Below are 17,572 nucleotides of genomic sequence, written 5' to 3' on the forward strand. Positions count from 1 at the left end.
CCAGCGAAGATATGCATCGCGCGTAAAGCATTAATCGGGAGTCGAAGGTGCCGGGAGAAGTGAGCAACATCCGCGATCCGCTGGTCGCGCGGCTGATCGGCCCCGGCAAGGCCTTCGAGCTGGTGGCCGAGCAGATCGGCGACCAGGTCCACGAGGTGTTCAAGGGCGCGCCGCGCAACCTCGCCGGGCTCTATCGCCAGGGTATGGCCTATGGCGATCGGCTGATGGTCGTCCATGGCGATACGCGTCTGACCTATGCCGAGGGCTTCGCCCGCGCTGCCGCGCTCGCGCAGGCGCTTCGCGAACGCTATAGCGTGGGGCGGGGGACGACGGTAGCCGTGGTCACCGCCAATCGCCCCGAATGGATCATCGCCCTTCTGGCGATAACGTCGCTCGGTGGGGTCGCGGCACTGGTCAACAGCCGCGGCGCCGCCGAGGAAATGCTGCGCGCGATCGACAAGGTCGGCTGCACGTTGGCGATCCTGGATGGCGAGCGTGACGACGTGATCACCGCTCAGCAGCCCGATCCCGCCTGGCCGCGGATCGTCATCGGCGATCGCAAGGTCCCATTGCGCGCGCGCGACGCAGATTTCGTCGCGCTTTCGGCGCCGCGGCCGGGTGTCGACTTCGCGCCTGCCGACATGGCACCGGGGCAGGGTGCGATCATCCTGTTCACATCGGGCACCACGGGCTTTCCCAAAGGCGCGCTGCTGAGCCACGGCGCGCTCGCGCATTCGGTCTCGGTCGCGGCCTTCATGGGCAGCTTGCAGGACGTCCGCTACGAGGAGGAGAGCGGCGAGACTCTGCCGCCCGATCGCCGCGCGATGACCACGCCCGCGGTGATCCTTGGGCCGATGTTCCACCTCTCGGGCATCATGCCGGTCCTGCGCGCGCTAAGCCTCGGCACGACGATCCACATCATGGGCAAGTGGAGTACCGACGTCGCCTTCGACATGATCGAGCATGTCGGCATGACGCGGCTTTCATTCGTGCCGGCCATGCTGTTCGACATGTTCCGCAGCCCGCGCGCCACGCCCGAGATGCTCGCCAATGTCCGCTACATGGTCAACGGCGCAGCGCCACTGAACCTCGCGCTGGTCGAGGAGATCAAGGCGCGCATGCCGCATTGCCAGCTCGCCAACGGCTATGGCCAGACCGAGGCGACCGCCTGGACCTGCGGGATCAGCGGCGACGTCTACCTCGATCACCCCGCCGCCTGCGGCTGGGCCGCGCCGACCGTGAAGATCGAGCTGCGCCGTGACGACGGCAGTCTGGCCGCGCCGGGCGAGGCGGGCGAACTCTGGGTCTCGAGCCCGATGCTGATGAACGAATATGTCGGTGATCCCGCGGCGACAGCCGAGACCCTACAGGACGGCTGGCTCGCCTCGGGCGACGTGGCCACGGTCGACGAGCACGGCATCTTCTCGATCGTCGATCGCAAGAAGAACATGGTCATCTCGGGCGGCGAGAACATATACTGCGCCGAGGTCGAACGCGTCGTCGGCGATCATCCGGCGGTGCGTGAGGTCATTGCCTATGGCCGGCCCGATCCGCGGCTTGGTGAAAGACTGGCCGTGACCGCGGTGCTCGAGCCCGGCGCCGAGACCGACGCCGACGAGATAAAGGCATTCTGCAAGCAGCGCCTCGCCATCTACAAGGTGCCGCGCGACGTCGCGCTCCAGCGCGACGCCCTGCCGCGCACGGCTTCGGGCAAGATCGATCGCGGGACTTTCCTCAAGGCGCTGCGCGAGCCGGCATGAGCGACTTTCAGCACATCCTCTACGATCTGGCGGACGGCGTGGCGACGATTACGCTCAACCGCCCGGACAAGCTCAACGCCGCCAGCGGACTGATGATCGAGGAATTGCTCGCAGCCTTCGATCGTGCCGATGCCGACGATGGGGTGGGCGTTCTGATCATCACCGGCGCCGGTCGCGCCTTCTGCGCCGGCGCAGACCTGACCCGCGGCGACGAGACTTTCGTGGCGGCGCGCACCGAGGGCCTCGGGGCCGCCGGCGAGGAGGTCTATGCCCGCGAGGAAGCGCGCGAGCCCGGCGGACCGCTGGCGCTGCGGCTCTATCAGTTGAAGAAACCCGTGATCGCCGCGATCAATGGCGGCTGTGCGGGCTTCGGCGCCAGCCTGCCACTGCCGATGGACATCCGCCTCGCCAGCGAGACCGCGAAGTTCGGCTTCGTCTATGCCCGCCGCGGCATGGTGCCCGAAGTCTGCTCCTCGTTCTTCCTGCCGCGCCTCGTGGGCATCTCCAAGGCGCTCGAATGGTGCTATTCGGGCCGGCATGTCGATGCGCAGGAGGCCCTTCGCGAACGGCTCGTCAGCGGAGTCTTCGCGCCCGAAGAGCTAATGCCCGCGGCCCGGCGCCTGGCGCGCGAGATCATCGACAACGCCGCGCCGGTATCGATCGCGCTGACCCGGCAGATGCTGTGGCGCGGTCTCGACATGGCGCATCCGATGGAAGCGCACCGGATCGAGAGCCGCGGGACCTATTCGCGCGCGCGCGCCGGCGACGTGCGCGAGGGCATCCGCGCCTACATGGACAAGCGCGCGCCGCATTTCCCGGAGACAGCGTCGGAAGACATGCCCGACTTCTATCCGTGGTGGCGCGAGCCCGACTACTCTTAGACACAATCAGATAACGGGAGGGATTGCAGATGACCGAACAGGCTTTCGACGAAGTGTTCGACTTCGTCTCGGTGGGCAGCGGCGGCGGTTCGATGGTCTCGGCGCTGCTCATGCGCTCGCTGGGCAAGAGCGTGGTCGTGCTCGAGAAGATGCCGCGCATCGGCGGCACGACATCACGCTCGGGCGGGGTGATGTGGATCCCGAACAACCGCTTCATGAAGGAAGACGGGGTCGAGGATTCCTACGAGAAGTCGATGGCCTATATGGAAGCGACCGCCGGCCAGTCGCTCGATGCGCCGGGCACGACTCCCGCCAAGCGCAGCGCCTATGTCACCGAGGGACCCAAGATGGTCGATTTCCTGGTCGACAACGGCATCAAGCTGGGCCGCGCACCGTGGTGGCCCGATTACTACGACGATCGCCCCGGCGGCTCGGTGCCCGGGCGCACGGTCATCGCCGACCTGTTCAATTCCAACGAACTCGGCCCCTGGCGCGACAAGCTGGAGCCCAACTTCCTGGGTAACACGCCGGCCCGTCTGTTCGAAGGCTTCGAGATCGGCCTCGCCAAGCATTCGTGGCAGGGCAAGCGCGACCTGCTCAAGGTCGGCATGCGCATGATCCTGGCCAAGCTCACCGGCAAGCGCTGGGTCACCGCTGGCGGCGCGCTGCAGGGGCGTATGCTGCAGGCCAGCCTCAAGGCCGGCGTCGATCTGCGCGTCGACAGCAAGGTCAGCAGCTTCATCCGCGACGAGAGCGGCGCGGTAAAAGGCGTGGTCACCGAGAAGAACGGCAAGCCCTGGCGCGTCGGCGCGAACCTGGGCGTCTTGGTGAACGCCGGCGGCTTCAGCCACAACCAGGAAATGCGCGACAAGTACCAGCCCGGCACTTCCGCCAAATGGACCGCAGCGACGCCGGGCAGCACGGGCGAGATGATCCTCGAGATGCAGAAGATCGGCGCCGCGCTCGGCCAGATGGAAGAGATGGTCGGCAACCAGATGTCGATCCCGCCAGGCAAGGAGAACCAGGGCAACGGCGTCGCGCTGGGCGAGCTCGCCGGCGGTCAGACACATTATGCCAAGCCGCATTCGATCGTCGTCGACCAGTCGGGCGTCCGTTACATGAACGAAGGCGGCTCCTACATGGAGTTCTGCCAGAACATGCTCAAGCGCGACAAGGTCGTGCCCGCGGTGCACTCGTGGTGGATCGGCGACCAGAAGGGGCGGAACGACTATCACGGCGGCACGCCGCCCAAGGCCTGGCTCGAAAGCGGCTTCTTCAAGCAGGCAGACACGATCGAGGAACTGGCCGACCTGATCGGCGTCGACCGGAATATCCTGCGCCAGACGGTCGACAGATTCAACGCCGACGCGCGCGCGGGGGTGGACGGCGAGTTCGGCCGCGGCAATCGCGCCTACGACAACTTCCTGGGCAATTTCCACCGCAAGGACGGTTCGCATACCTTGGGTCCGATCGAGACCGGGCCGTTCTACGCCGCACCCGTGGTGCCGGGCGACGTCGGGACCTACGGCGGCGTCGTCACCGACGAGAACGCCCGCGTGCTGCGGGACGACGGTTCGGTGATCCCGGGGCTCTATGCCACGGGCATCTCGACGGCTTCGGTCATGGGCCGGATCTATCCGGGCGCGGGATCGAGCGTGGGGCCGAGCTTCGTCTTCGGCTGGATCGCCGCGAAGCATGCGGCCAACGCCAGCAACATCGCCTGATCCGCTGGCGCCGTCCTCCTGCGGGAGGATGGCGCCCGACAGGGTCCGAATTTCCGCACCCGCGATCACATATTGCAATAGACCTTATTCATTCTTTACTCGCGGGTGCCTCCGACGCTAAGGATGGCGGGGAATTGAGGAGAGATGGCTTGACCACGGACGGCCTGGTGGCCCCCAAACCCGGCAACACGGTGATCCGTATCGGCAGTGATGCCCGCGCATCGATCGCCGGCTTCCGCTGCGATGCGTGCGGCGCCGCTTTTACCGAACGGACCCTGGCCTGCCGCGCCTGCGCGAGCCGGACGCCGCCCGCCGAATTCCGCGCGGCCGAGACCGGGCATCTGCACACCTGGTCAGTGGTCCACCGCTCCTATCCGGGCGTGGCCGTGCCTTTCGTCTCGGCGATCGTCGATCTCGATGACGGGCTCACGCTCAAGGGCACTCTGCACGGCGTGGACGTGGAGAATCTGCGCCACGGCCTGCCGGTCGCACTGGTCTTCGACGATGCCGGCGGCGCGCGCGACAAGGAAGGCGTGCCCTACGTCGGCTTCCACTTCCAGCCTCGGGAGAACCAGGCATGAGCGACGTCTATATCGTCGGCGCCGAGATGATCGCCTTCGGCCGCTATCCGGACCGGACCTACTACCAGCTCGGCGCCGAGGCGTCGCTCGGCGCGCTCGACGATGCCGGCCTGTCGATCAAGGACATCGGCGCGGTCTATGCCTCGTCGTGCTTCAACGCGCAGTCGATGCTCGGGCAGAAGGTGCTCAAGGAGATCGGCCAGACCGGTGTACCATGCATCAACGTCTCGAACGCTTGCGCCTCGGGTGCGACCGCTGTGCGCGAGGCTTTCATCGGCATCAAGAGCGGGATCTACGATGCCGTGTTGGCCGTCGGTTCGGAAAAGAACCCGCGCGGCATGCTCGGCGGCGCGCCGTTCGAGGGACCGCCGCCCGAAGGCCTGTTCGGTTCGGAATCGATGCCCGCTGTCTTCGCCGAGGCCGGCATGGTCCACGCTGCGGCCTATGGCACGACGCTCGAGCAGTTCGCCCAGGTCGCGGTCAAGAACCACCACCACGCGACGATGAATCCCAAAGCGGCCTACCGCAAGGAGACCCCGCTTGAGGAAGTGCTGGCCAGCGAGATGATCGCCTGGCCGCTGACCAAGCTGATGTGCTCGGCCAATGTCGACGGCGCAGCCGCGCTGGTGCTGGTCTCTGAGAAGAAGGCGCGCGAACTGGGCATGAGCCGTGCGGTGCGCGTGCGTGCCTCGATGCTCGTCTCCGATCCCTACGAGCCCCGCAATCCGGTGATGTTCGACTGCAATTCGGTGACGCAGCTTGCCGCAGCCAAGGCCTACGAGATGGCCGGGCTCGGCCCGCAGGACCTCGATCTCGTCGAGCTCCACGACTGTTTCGCTACGGCTGAAATCCTCCACTACGAGAACCTCGGCCTCTGCGCGGAGGGTGAGGCGGGGCGGCTGATCGACAGCGGCGATACTGCGCTGGGCGGCCGCATTCCCGTGAACGTCTCGGGCGGTCTGCTGTCGAAGGGCCATCCGATCGGCGCGACCGGCGTCGCCAACATGGTCGAGGTCGTCGAGCAGTTGCGCGGCGAGGTCGGCGAGCGGCAGGTCGCGGGGGCGAAGATCGGCCTGTCGCACGTGCTCGGCTTCGGCGCCGCGGCCGGCGTCCACATTCTCGAAAAGGCCTGATCATGAGCGGACTGGCGGAAGGCTGGATCGACCTCTCGGGCCGGATCGCGCTCGTCACCGGCGGCGCTTCGGGCATCGGCCGGGCTTCGGCGCGCGCGCTGGCCGCGGCGGGTGCGACGGTGCTGGTGCTCGACTTCAATGAGGCAGGCGCAGCCGAGACTGCCGACCTGATCCGCGGCGACGGCGGCGCGGCTATGGCCCGCGCGCTCGACGTGATCGACGAAACCGCCTGGACTGCGCTCGGCGACTGGATCGCCGAGACCTGGGACAGGATCGACGTGTTGGTGAACAGCGCCGGTGTCGCGCGCTTCGACCGGGTCGAGGAGGGCATGAGCAAGACCTATCGCGAGGCTTTCGCGGTCAACGTCGACGGCTCGCTGTTCGGCATGGCCATGGCGCTGCGCTTCATGCGGCCCGCCGGCAAGGGCGCGATTGTCAACATCTCGTCGACCGCATCGCTCAAGGGCAATCCGGCGATGGCCTCCTACGGCGCGAGCAAGGCGGCAATCGCGCACTTCACGCGCAGCGCCGCGCTCGAATGCATGCGCGCGGGCGGCGACATCCGCGTCAACGCCGTGCTGCCGGGCTTCACCGACACGGCGATGGCCCAGGCCGTCTACGACCAGTTCGACGACAAGCTGGGCGGCCGCGACAAGACGCTGGCCGTCTTCGCCGCCGGCCGTCCTGCACAACCCGAGGAGATCGCCAACATGGTGCTGTTCCTCGCTTCCGACCGGGCCGGCTTCGTCTCGGGCTCCATCATCTCCGTAGACCGCGCTCAAGGTGCATAACCCGCGCGTAAGAGGACCTTTCGTGACCGCCACAGATCCCCTGCTGCAGCCATTCCAGACCCGCGGCCTGACCTTCAAGAACCGCATCGTCCACGCGCCGACAACGATGAACATGTCCGACGACCGGGGCTACGTTACCCGCCAGGCCGTAGGCGCCTATGAGGCCCTGGCGGCGGGCGGCTACGGCGCGGTCTGCGTCGGCGCGACCTGCGTGCGTTGGGACGGGCTGATCAACGAGCGCATGCTCGGCTTCTACGACGACACCTACATCATCGGTCAGCGCGAGCTGGTCGAGGTGATCCACCACAACAACGCGCTCGCGGGCATCCAGCTGTTCTACGGCGGCCTGATCCCCGGCGTCGGCGCGACCTTCCCGCTCGAGCCGGGCAAGGGCTGGATCCCCGGCACGGTCGCCTGGGGGCCGACGGGCAAGTACCCGATCGGCAACCAGCAGCCCGGCGTCGTCCCGACCGAGGTCTATCGTGACCTGGTCGAGGACTATGCCCAGGCCGCGCGGCGCTCGAAGGAGGCGGGTTACGACTACGTCTCGTTCCACTTCTGCCACGGCTCGCTGCCGCACGTAACCCTGTCGCTGCTCGAGAACACCGGCCGCAACGACGAATATGCCGACCGCTTCCTGTTCTGCGAGCAGATCATCCAGCGCACGCAGGAGCTCTGCGGCAAGGACTTCCCGCTGATCCCGCGGCTGGTCTGCGACGAGAACTTCGTCGGCGGTTACGATCTCGACTACTTCCTCGACGAATATGCGCCGCGCCTCCACGCGCTGGGCATCGACGCGCTCGACTGTACCTTCGGCTCGATGCTGCCCGCCAAGAGCCGCGACCCCGAGGTCAATTCGGGCGAGATCATCGGCGGTGGCTTCTACGTGCCCAACCTCGTGGCGCTGCCCTATATCCAGCGCACGCGCGAGGGCCTCAAGGCGCGCGGCATCGACATGCCGCTGATGGGCTCTTGCAACGTCAACACGCCCGACCAGATGCGCGAGATGGTCGCCGAGGACGCCGCCGACTTCTACGCCTCGTGCCGCCAGTCGCTCGACGATCCTGACTTCCCGCGCAAGATCGCCGAAGGCCGCGAGGACGAGATCCGCAAGTCGACCCGTACCGGCGCCTCGCTGCTCCAGGGCAACATCTTCGGCAAAGGCGTCGCCGGTTCGGCGCAAAACGCCGCCTTCGGCCGCGACCGCGAGTACCGCCTGGTGCCGACCAACCGGCCCAAGCGGGTATTGATCGCCGGCGGCGGCTCGGGCGGGCTCGAATATGCGCTGACCGCGCACGAGATCGGCCACAAGGTCACCGTCTACGAGAAGTCCGACCGGCTCGGCGGTGTGATGAACTGGGCCGGCAATTACCGCACGCTGCGCAACGTCGAGCAGATCGCCTACCAGCCCGACTGGCACCGCACGATGATCGCCAAGCGCGGCGTCGACGTGCGGCTCGGCGAAAAACTGACGGTCGAGCGCGTGCTTGCCGAGAAACCCGACGTGGTCGTCGTCGCGACAGGCGCCAGGGCGGCGCTGCCCGAGGTCTCGGGCCTCGGCTCGGCGCTCGACAGCGGTTTCGCGCGTACGATCGATCGCGTGCTGAGCGAAGGCATCGACACCCTGCAAGACGGGCCGATCGTGGTCTGGGGCGGGGCCGAGGGCATCGAGCTCGCGCTCGACCTCGCGCGCTCTGGGCGGCAGGTTCGTTTGCTCGATCCGCGCGCCAAGTTCGCGCCCGCCGCCTATATCGGTTCGCGCGCGCGCTACGTCATGCTCTGGGCCGCGCAGGCGGGCCTTGCGCCCGAGACCGAGGTCGAACTGGCCGAAGTCGGTGACGGCTCGGTCGCGGTTCGCCACGGCGACGGCCGCAGCGAGACGATCGCGGCCGCGCACCTGATCGTCGCGCCGGGACGCGTGGCGTACGATCCGCTGTCGCGCGCACTGCTCGGTTCGGGGATCGAAGTTCAGGTGGTCGGCGATGCGCGGACCCCGCGTTCCTACGGCAATGCGATACACGAAAGCGCATATCTCGCCCGGCGGATATGATCGACTGAGGGAATGCAATGCAATCGGTGAAAAGATGCGGAAAGAGGGCTTGTCTCGCGGACGAAAATTGACCATTTGCGCGCCCTCGCGTTGCATTATTCCGTGCGCGAGCCCGTTTTTCCGCCGTTAGCGAGGTAGAATGTTGGACAAGGTCGCCCCGACTTCGAAGAAGGCTTCTGCCGTTTCCGCGCGCGCCAAGGCGCCGCCCAAGCGCAAGCGTAACCGCGCGGGACGCCCGACCGCCGACGAACTCGAGCGGCGCAAGCTCAAGGTCATGGAAGTCGCGACCGACATGTTCGTCAACCGCGGCTATGCGGCGACGACGCTGCTCGACATCGCCAAGGTGGCCGGTGTCGCCACGCGCACGCTCTACCAGCACTTCGGTGACAAGGAGGCCATCTTCCAGGAGGTGATCTTCGCGCGCGACACGGCCAAGATCGACAAGCCCGAGTTCGAGACGGGCGATGATCTCGTCTCGGCGCTGCGCAAGGCGGCGCAGTATTCGTCGCAGGTCGCGCTGCGCGAGCGCTCGATCGAGCTGATGCGCCTGATGATCGCCGAGTCCGCGCGCTTCCCCGAGCTGATGAGCTCGGTCGCCACCGCGATCTTCTCGCGCTTCACGCGCAACGTCGCGCAGCTGTTCCGCCAGCTCGCCGAGAATGGCCTGATCCCCGAGGGCGATCACGACCAGTCGGCCGAGCTGTTCATCGACCTGATGCTCGGCCAGCGCACGGTCATGATCTACTTCGGTTGGGCCAATGCCACGCCGACCGAGGCCGATATCGAGGCCAAGATCGAACTGTTCATCAAGGGCCGCTTCGGCGGCGCCGAGGGCAAGAAGCCCGCCAAGGACGCGGACAAGAAGGCGGCCAAGAAGAAGGCGTGACCGTCTTGATCGTGACCACGATATAACCGGTCGGGGGCGTTTGAACTGCCCTCGACCGGCCATCCCGGCTAGAACGCGTCGAAAGACCAAGCATCGAACCGGGACGAGGAATGACCACGCTGGAATCGCGCATTGCCGACTATCTCGGGCACCGCATGCCCGAGGCAAGCGATGTCCGCATCGACGATCTCGCACGCATTCACGGCGGCTCCAGCCAGGAAACCTTCCGCTTTCGCGCTCGCTGGCAGGCCGGCGGCCGTGCCGAGGACCGCCGTCTGATCCTTCGCCGCGCGCCCGCGGCCGGACTGGTCAACGCCGAGCGCGATATCGAATTCAATGTCTATTCGGCGCTCGCCGGGCGTGGCGTGCCGGTCCCGACCGCCCACTGGCTCGAGCTCGGGTCCGAATGGCTCGATCGACCGTTCTTCGTCATGGACATGATGCCCGGCAAGCCCGGCCATTTCTTCCATTCGAGCGATCCCTACGAGGGCCAGGGCGAGACCGTTGGCCGCAATTTCTGGCGGCATCTCGGCACCTTGGCCGCTCAGGACCATCGCGCGCTCGGGCTGACCGACCTGCGCAATGGCGAGGCCGACGGCGCCTACTGGCAGCGCGAGCTCGATCATTGGGAAGCGACGCTCGACGCCGGCGAGGCCGCGGTCGAACCGATCGTGCGCGGTGTTATCCGCTGGCTACGGCGGAATCCGCCACCCGCGGCCGCCAAGCCCGCCATCGTCCACGGCGACTACCGCTGCGGCAACTTCCTGTTCGTGCCCGACGGCTCGATCAGCGCGGTGCTCGACTGGGAGATGTGCCACGTCGGCGATCCGCTTGAGGACGTCGCCTGGGCGCTCAATCCGATGTGGTCGGTCGAGAAGCACCTGCCACTCGACGAGGGATTCGCGCTCTGGGAGGAGGAGAGCGGCCTGACGCTCGACCGCGCGGCGCTCGACTGGTGGCGGCTCTTCGCCACGGTCAAGGCCTGCGGGCTCTGGACCACGGCTGAGGCAAGCTTCCAGGACGGCACGAGCCGCGAGATGATCGTCGCGCTGACCGCGCTGCGCGCCAACCATTTCCACCGCAAGGAAATGCTCGAACGGATGGAACGCCTGGGAGTCATGGGATGAAGCTCACCGGTGAGATCGTGCTCGAAGGCGTGATCGATGCATTGCGCGATCAGGTCGCGCCACAGTTGACCGACGCTTTCGCCGCCGATGCCGCGCGCATGGCGCAGTCGCTGATCGCGATCGTTGGTCGCGCCGGCGACGATGCCGCGGCGATCCGTGTCGCCGAGAATGCGCGAATCCGTGAGCTGCTGGGGCAGGGTGGGCTAAGCGAGGCCGCGGCCTCGCAGGATCCGGGGCTGAAGATCAGCGAATTGGATGCCGAGAACGGCCGCCTGCGGGCGCTGCTGGTCGAGCTTCACGCCAGGGTCGAGGCCGAGGACGGAGCCGAAGCGCGCGCGCTCGACCAGGCGATCTGGCGCGCCCTACGCGACTTCGAAATGGCGCGCGCGCCGCGGGGCTAGGACGTTTCGGGCGGAAGCTGAAAAGACATGGTTTTTCGGGCGAAGTTGATACAGTTGACACGGTCCAGAGGATTTCAGCTTGCGGCAAACGTGTCACTTTGTACCGCAGATAGGCGCGCAGGATGGTGCAGCCATCCGTAAAACACCGCGATGCCGACAATGGGACAGAGCCAGCGCAGACTGCGCTTAAAGCGTTGTTGTAGGAAAGCACCCGCAGGCCCGCAGGCTGTCCCAAGCACCGCGGAGCGAACGATCGTTCGGTCGCTCTGAAGGCCCCTTTGAACCTCGAAAACTCCCCTGCTCCGGGATCGTGCTGGTCTCGGGCTTCGTCAGCGGCCTGATCGGAATTCCCTGACGAAAGCGCGAAGCTCATCGACGAAGGCCGTCGGCTGCTCGAAGGCGGCAAAATGTCCGCCCTTGGGCATCTCGGTCCAGCGCACGATGTTGGTGTAGATCTGGTTCGCCCAGGCGCGCGGGGTAGGACGGATCTCTGCCGGAAAGAAGGCATAACCGGTGGGCACATTCACCTTGGCGAGCTGACTAGGCGCCCGCCCGGGACCGTTGCCTTCGTAATAGAGGCGCATCGCCGAGTTGATCGTTCCCGTCACCCAGTAGAGCATGATGTTCTCGAGGAGCTGGTCCTTGGAGAACGAGGTTTCGACATTGCCCCCGCAATCGCTCCAGGTCTTGAACTTCTCCACCACCCAGGCGGCCAGACCCACCGGCGAGTCCGTCAGGCCATAGGCCAGCGATTGCGGCTTGGTGGACTGAATGATGCGGTAGCCGTGCTCGTGGAGATCGTAGTTCTCCTTCCAGGCGACCGCGGCCTTCTCTTTCTCGGTCAGACCTTCAAGCGGGTTGGCGGGATCCGCGGGGAAGCCGACGATGAAATTGAGGTGCAAGGCGATCAGCCGTTCGGGCTGCATCGCCGCCATTGCGGTCGAGATTCCCGAGCCCCAATCGCCGCCCTGGGCGATATAACGGTCATAGCCGAGGCGCTCCATCAGCCGCAGGTTGACCTTCGCGGCCCTGGCGATGTTGAAGCCGCGCTGACGGGTCGGGCCGGAGAAGCCGTAGCCCGGAATGGACGGTGCGACCACATGGAAGGCGTCGCGCCGATTGCCGCCGTACGCCACCGGATCGGTCAAGGGCCCCAGGATGTCGAGGAACTCGGCGACGGACCCCGGATAGCCATGTGTGATGATGAGCGGCACCGCGTCGGGCTCGGGAGAGCGAATGTGGTAGAAGTGGACTTGCTCCCCGTCGATCTCGGTCATGAACTGCGGGAAGGCGTTGAACCGCGCTTCTGCCGCGCGCCAATCGAAGTCGTGTCGCCAGTGATCGCAGAGCGCGCGGAGGAAGCTGAGTTCGGTTCCATAGTCCCAGTCGGCATCGGGAAGCTGGTCGGGCCAACGGGTGCGATCGAGGCGGTCATGAAGGTCGGCGATGACCTCGTCCGGCACGTCGCAGCGGAACGGTTGGACAGCTTCCTCGGCCAAGGCTCTTCTCCATTTTATTCTATATATAGAAAATATATCTTCAAATACGAAACCTACGATAGCTGCTGCGGGCCTGGGGTCAATCCCATGACGACGGCCGCGATGGGATGTCTGGCTAGCCAAATGAGGCACGCTTCCAAGCCACTAACCCGACATTGCAGCCAGCTGAAAAGGCAGACATCCGTCACCCCCGCTTTCGAGGATGACAAGCGACGGAGCCGCGCCAGGGACCTTCGACAAGCTCAGGTCGATCGGGTTTGGGGCAATAGGCGAGGCCTTAAATCGGCTGGCCACGACCAAATTCCGGCAGCCCGGTTTCCGCGACGCCCCCGCCGGCCTTACCCCCGCGCTGGCAGCTTCAACAGCTTGGCCGCATTGTCGTAGAGAAACTTCCCCCAGACCTCGTCCTTGAACGGCACCGCGTCCATCTCGGCGAAGATGCGCGAGAGTTCGAGCCCCATCGGGAAGTAGCCGCCGTAGAGCACCTTATCGGCGCCACGCGAGTTGGCGAACTTGATGATCGCCTCGGGCCAGTATTTCGGCGCGAAAGCGCTGGTCGAGTAATAGAGGTTCGGCCATTTCAGCAAAAGCTTTACCGCCAGGTCCTCCTCGGGCTCGGCACCGTGGCGCATGACGACCTTGAGCTCGGGCAGGTCGTAGGCGACTTCGTCGAGGTGGCCGACCCATTGCGGCATCATCGGCACGCGCGGGCCGGGCACGCCGACGTTGATGAAGATCGGCAGGTCCAGCTCGATGCACTTGGCGTAGATCGGATAGGCCTTCTTGTCGTTGATCGGCACCGGCGGGTTCTGGCCCGAGGGGAAGAACGAGACGCCGCGCAGCAGGCCGGCGTCGTATTCGCGCTGGATCAGGCGGACCGCGTCCATGCCCTTGTTGGGATCGACCGGGCGGATCGCGACGAAGCGGTCGGCGTGGCGGCGCAGCGCTTCCTCGGCACGATCGTCGGACATGTGGATGACTCCGACGCGGACGTTGTGCTCGTCCATCTGCGCGAGGGTCTCGGCGATCGAGGCGAGGCGGTCATCACCCTGGCCGATCTCGTCGGGAATGACCTTGAACATGTATTCGGCGGGGTGGGTCTTCCATTCCGTGCGCAGCGATGCGACGTCCATCTGGTGCGTGTCGCGGAAGCCGATCAGCGTGTCGATCACGGGAATATCGCGGGGACGTGGCACAGTTCGGGCTTCCTCTGGTATCTTCGGGGTCGTAGTTTCTCGAGCGGTATTGCAACAGGCGTGGAGTATTGTAAAGCCGAGGTGCCGCCGGGAGAATGGACGCGTGAATTTCGACTATACCGACGATCAGAAAGCTTTGAAGGACGAAGCGCGCCGCTTCCTGTCTGCCGTCTCGCCGCTGAGCGTGGTGCGCGCGGCGCTGGAGAACCCCCATGCGGGTTACGATCACGCGCTGTGGCAGCGGATCGGCGAGCAGGGCTGGTGCGGCGCGGCTATTCCCGAGGAATTCGGCGGCATCGGCATGGGCTATGTCGAGCTCTGTGCGCTGGCCGAGGAACTGGGCCGCGCGGTGGCGCCGGTGCCTTTCGCCTCGACCGTCTACCTCTTCGCCGAGGCCCTGCTGCTCGGAGGTTCGGGCACGCAGAAGGCAGAACTGCTGCCGCAGGTCGCCAGAGGCGCGCTGATCGGCACCCTCGCGGTGTCCGAAGGGCCGGGCGTGCTCGTGCCCGAGCGGATCGCCACGCGCTTTGCCAATGGCGTGCTGACCGGGACCAAGCTGCCTGTTACCGACGGTCTCGCGGCCGATCGCGCCGTGGTCCTCGCCACGTCGGACGACGGCCCGGGCCTTTACCTCGTCGACCTGACCGGCGCCGGCGTCGAACGCCGCCTGGTCTCGACGATCGACCCCACGCGCGGTGCGGCCGAGATCGTATTCCGCGAGGCGCCGGCAGAGCCGCTTACCGGTGGTCTCGATCTGCTGGCACAGGTCCAGGATCGCGCTGCCGTGCTCCTCGCCTTCGAGCAGCTCGGCGGGGCCGACCGCTGCCTCGAGATGGCGCGCGACTATGCGCTCGAACGCTATGCCTTCGGCCGGCCGATCGGCTCGTACCAGGCGATCAAGCATAAGCTGGCCGACGTCTTCGTGCGCAACGAGGTCGCGCGGGCCAATGCCTATTACGGCGCCTGGGCGCTCTCGACCGATGCGCCCGAACTGCCGCTGGCCGCGGCCGCGGCGCGCGTTGCAGGCTCGGCCGCCTATCTGTTGGCCGCGCGCGAGAACATCCAGACCCATGGCGGCATCGGCTTCACCTGGGAGGCCGACTGCCACTTCTTCTACCGCCGCGCGCGACACCTCGGGTTGATCCTCGGCGCACCGCGCGACTGGAAGCGCCGTGTCGCCGACCGGCTCGAACACAAGCTGGCCCTGGAGTCCGCGGCATGAACTTCGACGACACCCCTGAAGAGGCGGCTTACCGTGCCACGGTCCGCACCTGGATCGCCGCCAATGCGCCCGACCTGAGCCGGCTCTCGCCCGAGGAACGCCGCAACTGGCACCCCGCGCACAAGGAAGTCGCGCGCCAGTGGCAGGCGACCAAGGCCCAGGCCGGCTATGCCTGCCTGTCCTGGCCCAAGGAACAGGGCGGCGCGGGCGGCAGCGCGATCGAGGAGGCGATCTTCAACCAGGAAGAGAACCGCGCCGGCCTGCAGTTCACCTATTTCATGACCGGGCTGCACATGCTGCTGCCCGCGCTGATGGAGCACAACAAGGACGAGGCCTCGCGCGCGCGCATTCCCCCGGCGGTGCGCGGCGAGGAGATCTGGTGCCAGCTGTTCTCCGAACCGGCGAGCGGATCGGATTCAGCCGGCGTGCGCTGTGCCGCCGTCCGCGACGGCGACGAATGGGTGATCAACGGCCAGAAGGTGTGGAACAGCGGCGCGCAGATCGCCGACTACGGCATGCTCGTCGCGCGCACCGATCCCGACGTGCCCAAGCACAAAGGCCTCACCGTGTTCTGGCTCGACATGAAGACGCCGGGCGTCGAGGTCCGGCCGATCCGCATGATGTCGGGCGACAACGAGCTCAACGAGGTCTTCCTCACCGACGTGCGCCTGCCCGACAGCCAGCGGGTCGGCGAGCTCGGCGGCGGGTGGAAGGTCATCATCTCGACCCTGATGAACGAGCGCGCCGCGCTGGGCTCGGGCACGGGCCTCAACTGGCGCGACGTGATGAAGCTCGCGGGGCAGGTCGCCTCGTGGGACGGCACGGCGCTGGAGGACCCGGCCTTCCGCGAATGGCTGGCCGATGTCTACGTCGATGCCGAGGCGATCCGCTTGCTGTCCTTCCGCACGTTGACCTCGCTGTCGAAGGGCACGGCGCCGGGCCCTGAGGGCTCGGCCGGCAAGCTGCTCTGGTCGAACCTCGCGCAGACCCTGACCGACAAGGCGCTCGACATTCTCGACCACGCCGGGCTGATGGACGACCCCGACGAGGCGCTGCTGAACGGCGCGTTCCAGCATCGTTTCCTCTGGGCACCGGGCCTGCGCCTGGGCGGCGGCACCGACGAGATCATGAAGAACATCATCGCCGAACGCGTGCTCGGCCTGCCGGGCGACGTGCGCGTCGACAAGAACGTACCGTTCCGCGAGATTCCCAACGGGCGGTGACCCGAGCCTCGGCATCGTCGCCACGTTTTGACCTCGCGGGATGCTCAGGATAGAATGACATTTGCCCGATTCATTATGAGTCGGAGCCACGGAGTTGATGATGGACGCAGCCACCTCTCCCCTCGATCGCGGTTTCCACAAGCTGCCGATCCCGTTCGGCTGGTTCGCCGTGGCGACCTCGGGCGAGATCGCGCCGGGCGAGATCAGGACGCTGCGCTATTTCGGCACTGAATTCGTCCTGTGGCGCGGGCATGACGGCAAAGCCAACGTCGTCGATCCGTTCTGTCCGCACCTCGGCGCCCATCTGGGCGTCGCCAGCGAAGTGGTCGGCAACGATTTGCGCTGCGGCTTCCACCACTGGTCGTTCGACGGCAAGGGGCGCGTCACCGACATTCCCTATACCGACACGATCCCGCCCCAGGCGAAGCGCGGCTGCCTGCCGACCTGGCCGGTCAGCGAGAGCGACGGGGTGATCTACGTCTGGTATCACCCCAAGAAGGTGGCGCCCAAGTGGGACGTCGTGCGCCTGCCCGAATGCCCCGACGGCGACTGGGTGCTTCATTCGACCTACGACTGGGTGATCGACATCCACGTCCAGGAAATCACCGAGAACGGCCAGGACCACGCGCACTTCAACGCGGTCCATGGGGTGCCTTTCGCGCCCAAGGGCGAATTCAAGATCGAGGGCTGGACGCGGCGCAACACCGTCGTCGCCGAGATGAACACGCCGCGCGGGCCGATGACCGGCAAGATCGACACGACCGCGGTCGGCCCCGGCCAGTCGATGGTCGAGTACATCGACGTCTGCCACGTCGTCCAGGCGCAGCAGGTCACCCCGATCGACGCCGAGCACACGCACCTGCGCTGGCAGATGTTCACCCCGCCGAACATTTCCGAGGGCAAGGCCCGCGTCACCGCCGCGCGCATCCGCGATCTCGTCAAGCAGGTGACCCAGGACATTCCGATCTGGAACGCCAAGCGCTTCCAGGAACAGCCGATGCTGGTCAAGGGCGACGGTCCGCTGCTCGCCTATCGCCGCCAGTACGCGCGGTTCTACCAGTTCGACGATCCCGCGCCCGAGAGCGTGGCGGCCTGACG

General features: G+C 66.5%; 15 protein-coding genes. 13 read left to right on the top strand and 2 right to left on the bottom strand.

The genetic code is table 11. The features are described 5' to 3' along the window. Positions 1 to 59: 59 nt before the first annotated feature. The 10 genes from WG901_RS04315 (at position 60) to WG901_RS04360 (ending at position 11,334) form a co-directional block, all read left to right on the top strand. Positions 60 to 1,760, top strand: a complete 1,701-nt coding sequence (locus WG901_RS04315; RefSeq protein WP_339585774.1) for a class I adenylate-forming enzyme family protein — start codon at positions 60 to 62, stop codon at positions 1,758 to 1,760. Beyond that, positions 1,757 to 2,641 (top strand): enoyl-CoA hydratase-related protein, encoded by an 885-nt coding sequence (locus tag WG901_RS04320; protein WP_339585775.1) that lies wholly within the window; start codon positions 1,757 to 1,759, stop codon positions 2,639 to 2,641. Before WG901_RS04315 ends, WG901_RS04320 begins: the two co-directional genes overlap by 4 nt. Before the next feature lie 29 nt (positions 2,642 to 2,670). Beyond that, on the top strand, positions 2,671 to 4,365 hold the full coding sequence (locus tag WG901_RS04325) for an FAD-binding protein (RefSeq protein ID WP_339585776.1): 1,695 nt from the start codon (positions 2,671 to 2,673) through the stop codon (positions 4,363 to 4,365). Positions 4,366 to 4,514: 149 nt separating this feature from the next. After that, positions 4,515 to 4,946, top strand: a complete 432-nt coding sequence (locus tag WG901_RS04330) for a Zn-ribbon domain-containing OB-fold protein (protein ID WP_339585777.1) — start codon at positions 4,515 to 4,517, stop codon at positions 4,944 to 4,946. After that, positions 4,943 to 6,079, top strand: a complete 1,137-nt coding sequence (locus WG901_RS04335; protein WP_339585778.1) for a thiolase family protein — start codon at positions 4,943 to 4,945, stop codon at positions 6,077 to 6,079. Before WG901_RS04330 ends, WG901_RS04335 begins: the two co-directional genes overlap by 4 nt. Positions 6,080 to 6,081: 2 nt before the next feature. Then, positions 6,082 to 6,870 carry an SDR family NAD(P)-dependent oxidoreductase gene (locus WG901_RS04340; RefSeq protein WP_339585779.1) on the top strand — a complete coding sequence of 263 codons (789 nt, stop codon included), beginning with the start codon at positions 6,082 to 6,084 and terminating at the stop codon, positions 6,868 to 6,870. Between the two features lie 22 nt (positions 6,871 to 6,892). Next, positions 6,893 to 8,920: an oxidoreductase gene (locus tag WG901_RS04345; protein ID WP_339585780.1), complete on the top strand. Its 2,028-nt coding sequence runs from the start codon at positions 6,893 to 6,895 to the stop codon at positions 8,918 to 8,920. Positions 8,921 to 9,059: 139 nt separating this feature from the next. Further along, positions 9,060 to 9,806, top strand: coding sequence for a TetR/AcrR family transcriptional regulator (locus WG901_RS04350; RefSeq protein ID WP_339585781.1), 747 nt, complete (start codon positions 9,060 to 9,062; stop codon positions 9,804 to 9,806). Between the two features lie 110 nt (positions 9,807 to 9,916). After that, positions 9,917 to 10,933, top strand: coding sequence for a phosphotransferase family protein (locus WG901_RS04355; protein WP_339585782.1), 1,017 nt, complete (start codon positions 9,917 to 9,919; stop codon positions 10,931 to 10,933). Then, the gene (locus tag WG901_RS04360; RefSeq protein ID WP_339585783.1) at positions 10,930 to 11,334 is read left to right on the top strand and encodes a hypothetical protein; all 405 of its coding nucleotides are present in this window, start codon (positions 10,930 to 10,932) and stop codon (positions 11,332 to 11,334) included. Before WG901_RS04355 ends, WG901_RS04360 begins: the two co-directional genes overlap by 4 nt. A gap of 329 nt (positions 11,335 to 11,663) precedes the next feature. On the opposite strand, the gene WG901_RS04365 is transcribed toward WG901_RS04360, so the two are convergent. Both WG901_RS04365 and WG901_RS04370 read right to left on the bottom strand, forming a co-directional pair. Continuing rightward, positions 11,664 to 12,833, bottom strand: coding sequence for an epoxide hydrolase family protein (locus WG901_RS04365; RefSeq protein ID WP_339585784.1), 1,170 nt, complete (start codon positions 12,831 to 12,833; stop codon positions 11,664 to 11,666). 338 nt (positions 12,834 to 13,171) lie between these two features. After that, positions 13,172 to 14,029: an amidohydrolase family protein gene (locus WG901_RS04370; protein WP_339585785.1), complete on the bottom strand. Its 858-nt coding sequence runs from the start codon at positions 14,027 to 14,029 to the stop codon at positions 13,172 to 13,174. Between the two features lie 103 nt (positions 14,030 to 14,132). Here WG901_RS04370 and WG901_RS04375 point away from each other — a divergent pair, with 103 nt between their 5' ends. The 3 genes from WG901_RS04375 to WG901_RS04385 all read left to right on the top strand — a co-directional run bounded on the left by WG901_RS04375 (position 14,133) and on the right by WG901_RS04385 (position 17,570). Then, the gene (locus WG901_RS04375; protein WP_339585786.1) at positions 14,133 to 15,251 is read left to right on the top strand and encodes an acyl-CoA dehydrogenase family protein; all 1,119 of its coding nucleotides are present in this window, start codon (positions 14,133 to 14,135) and stop codon (positions 15,249 to 15,251) included. Continuing rightward, positions 15,248 to 16,474, top strand: coding sequence for an acyl-CoA dehydrogenase family protein (locus tag WG901_RS04380; RefSeq protein ID WP_339585787.1), 1,227 nt, complete (start codon positions 15,248 to 15,250; stop codon positions 16,472 to 16,474). The genes WG901_RS04375 and WG901_RS04380 overlap by 4 nt, the downstream gene beginning before the upstream one ends. 100 nt (positions 16,475 to 16,574) lie before the next feature. Beyond that, positions 16,575 to 17,570, top strand: a complete 996-nt coding sequence (locus WG901_RS04385) for a Rieske 2Fe-2S domain-containing protein (protein WP_339585788.1) — start codon at positions 16,575 to 16,577, stop codon at positions 17,568 to 17,570. Positions 17,571 to 17,572 lie beyond the last annotated feature (2 nt).

The sequence above is a fragment of the Novosphingobium anseongense genome (genome assembly GCF_037482895.1).
GTDB lineage: Bacteria > Pseudomonadota > Alphaproteobacteria > Sphingomonadales > Sphingomonadaceae > Novosphingobium > Novosphingobium anseongense.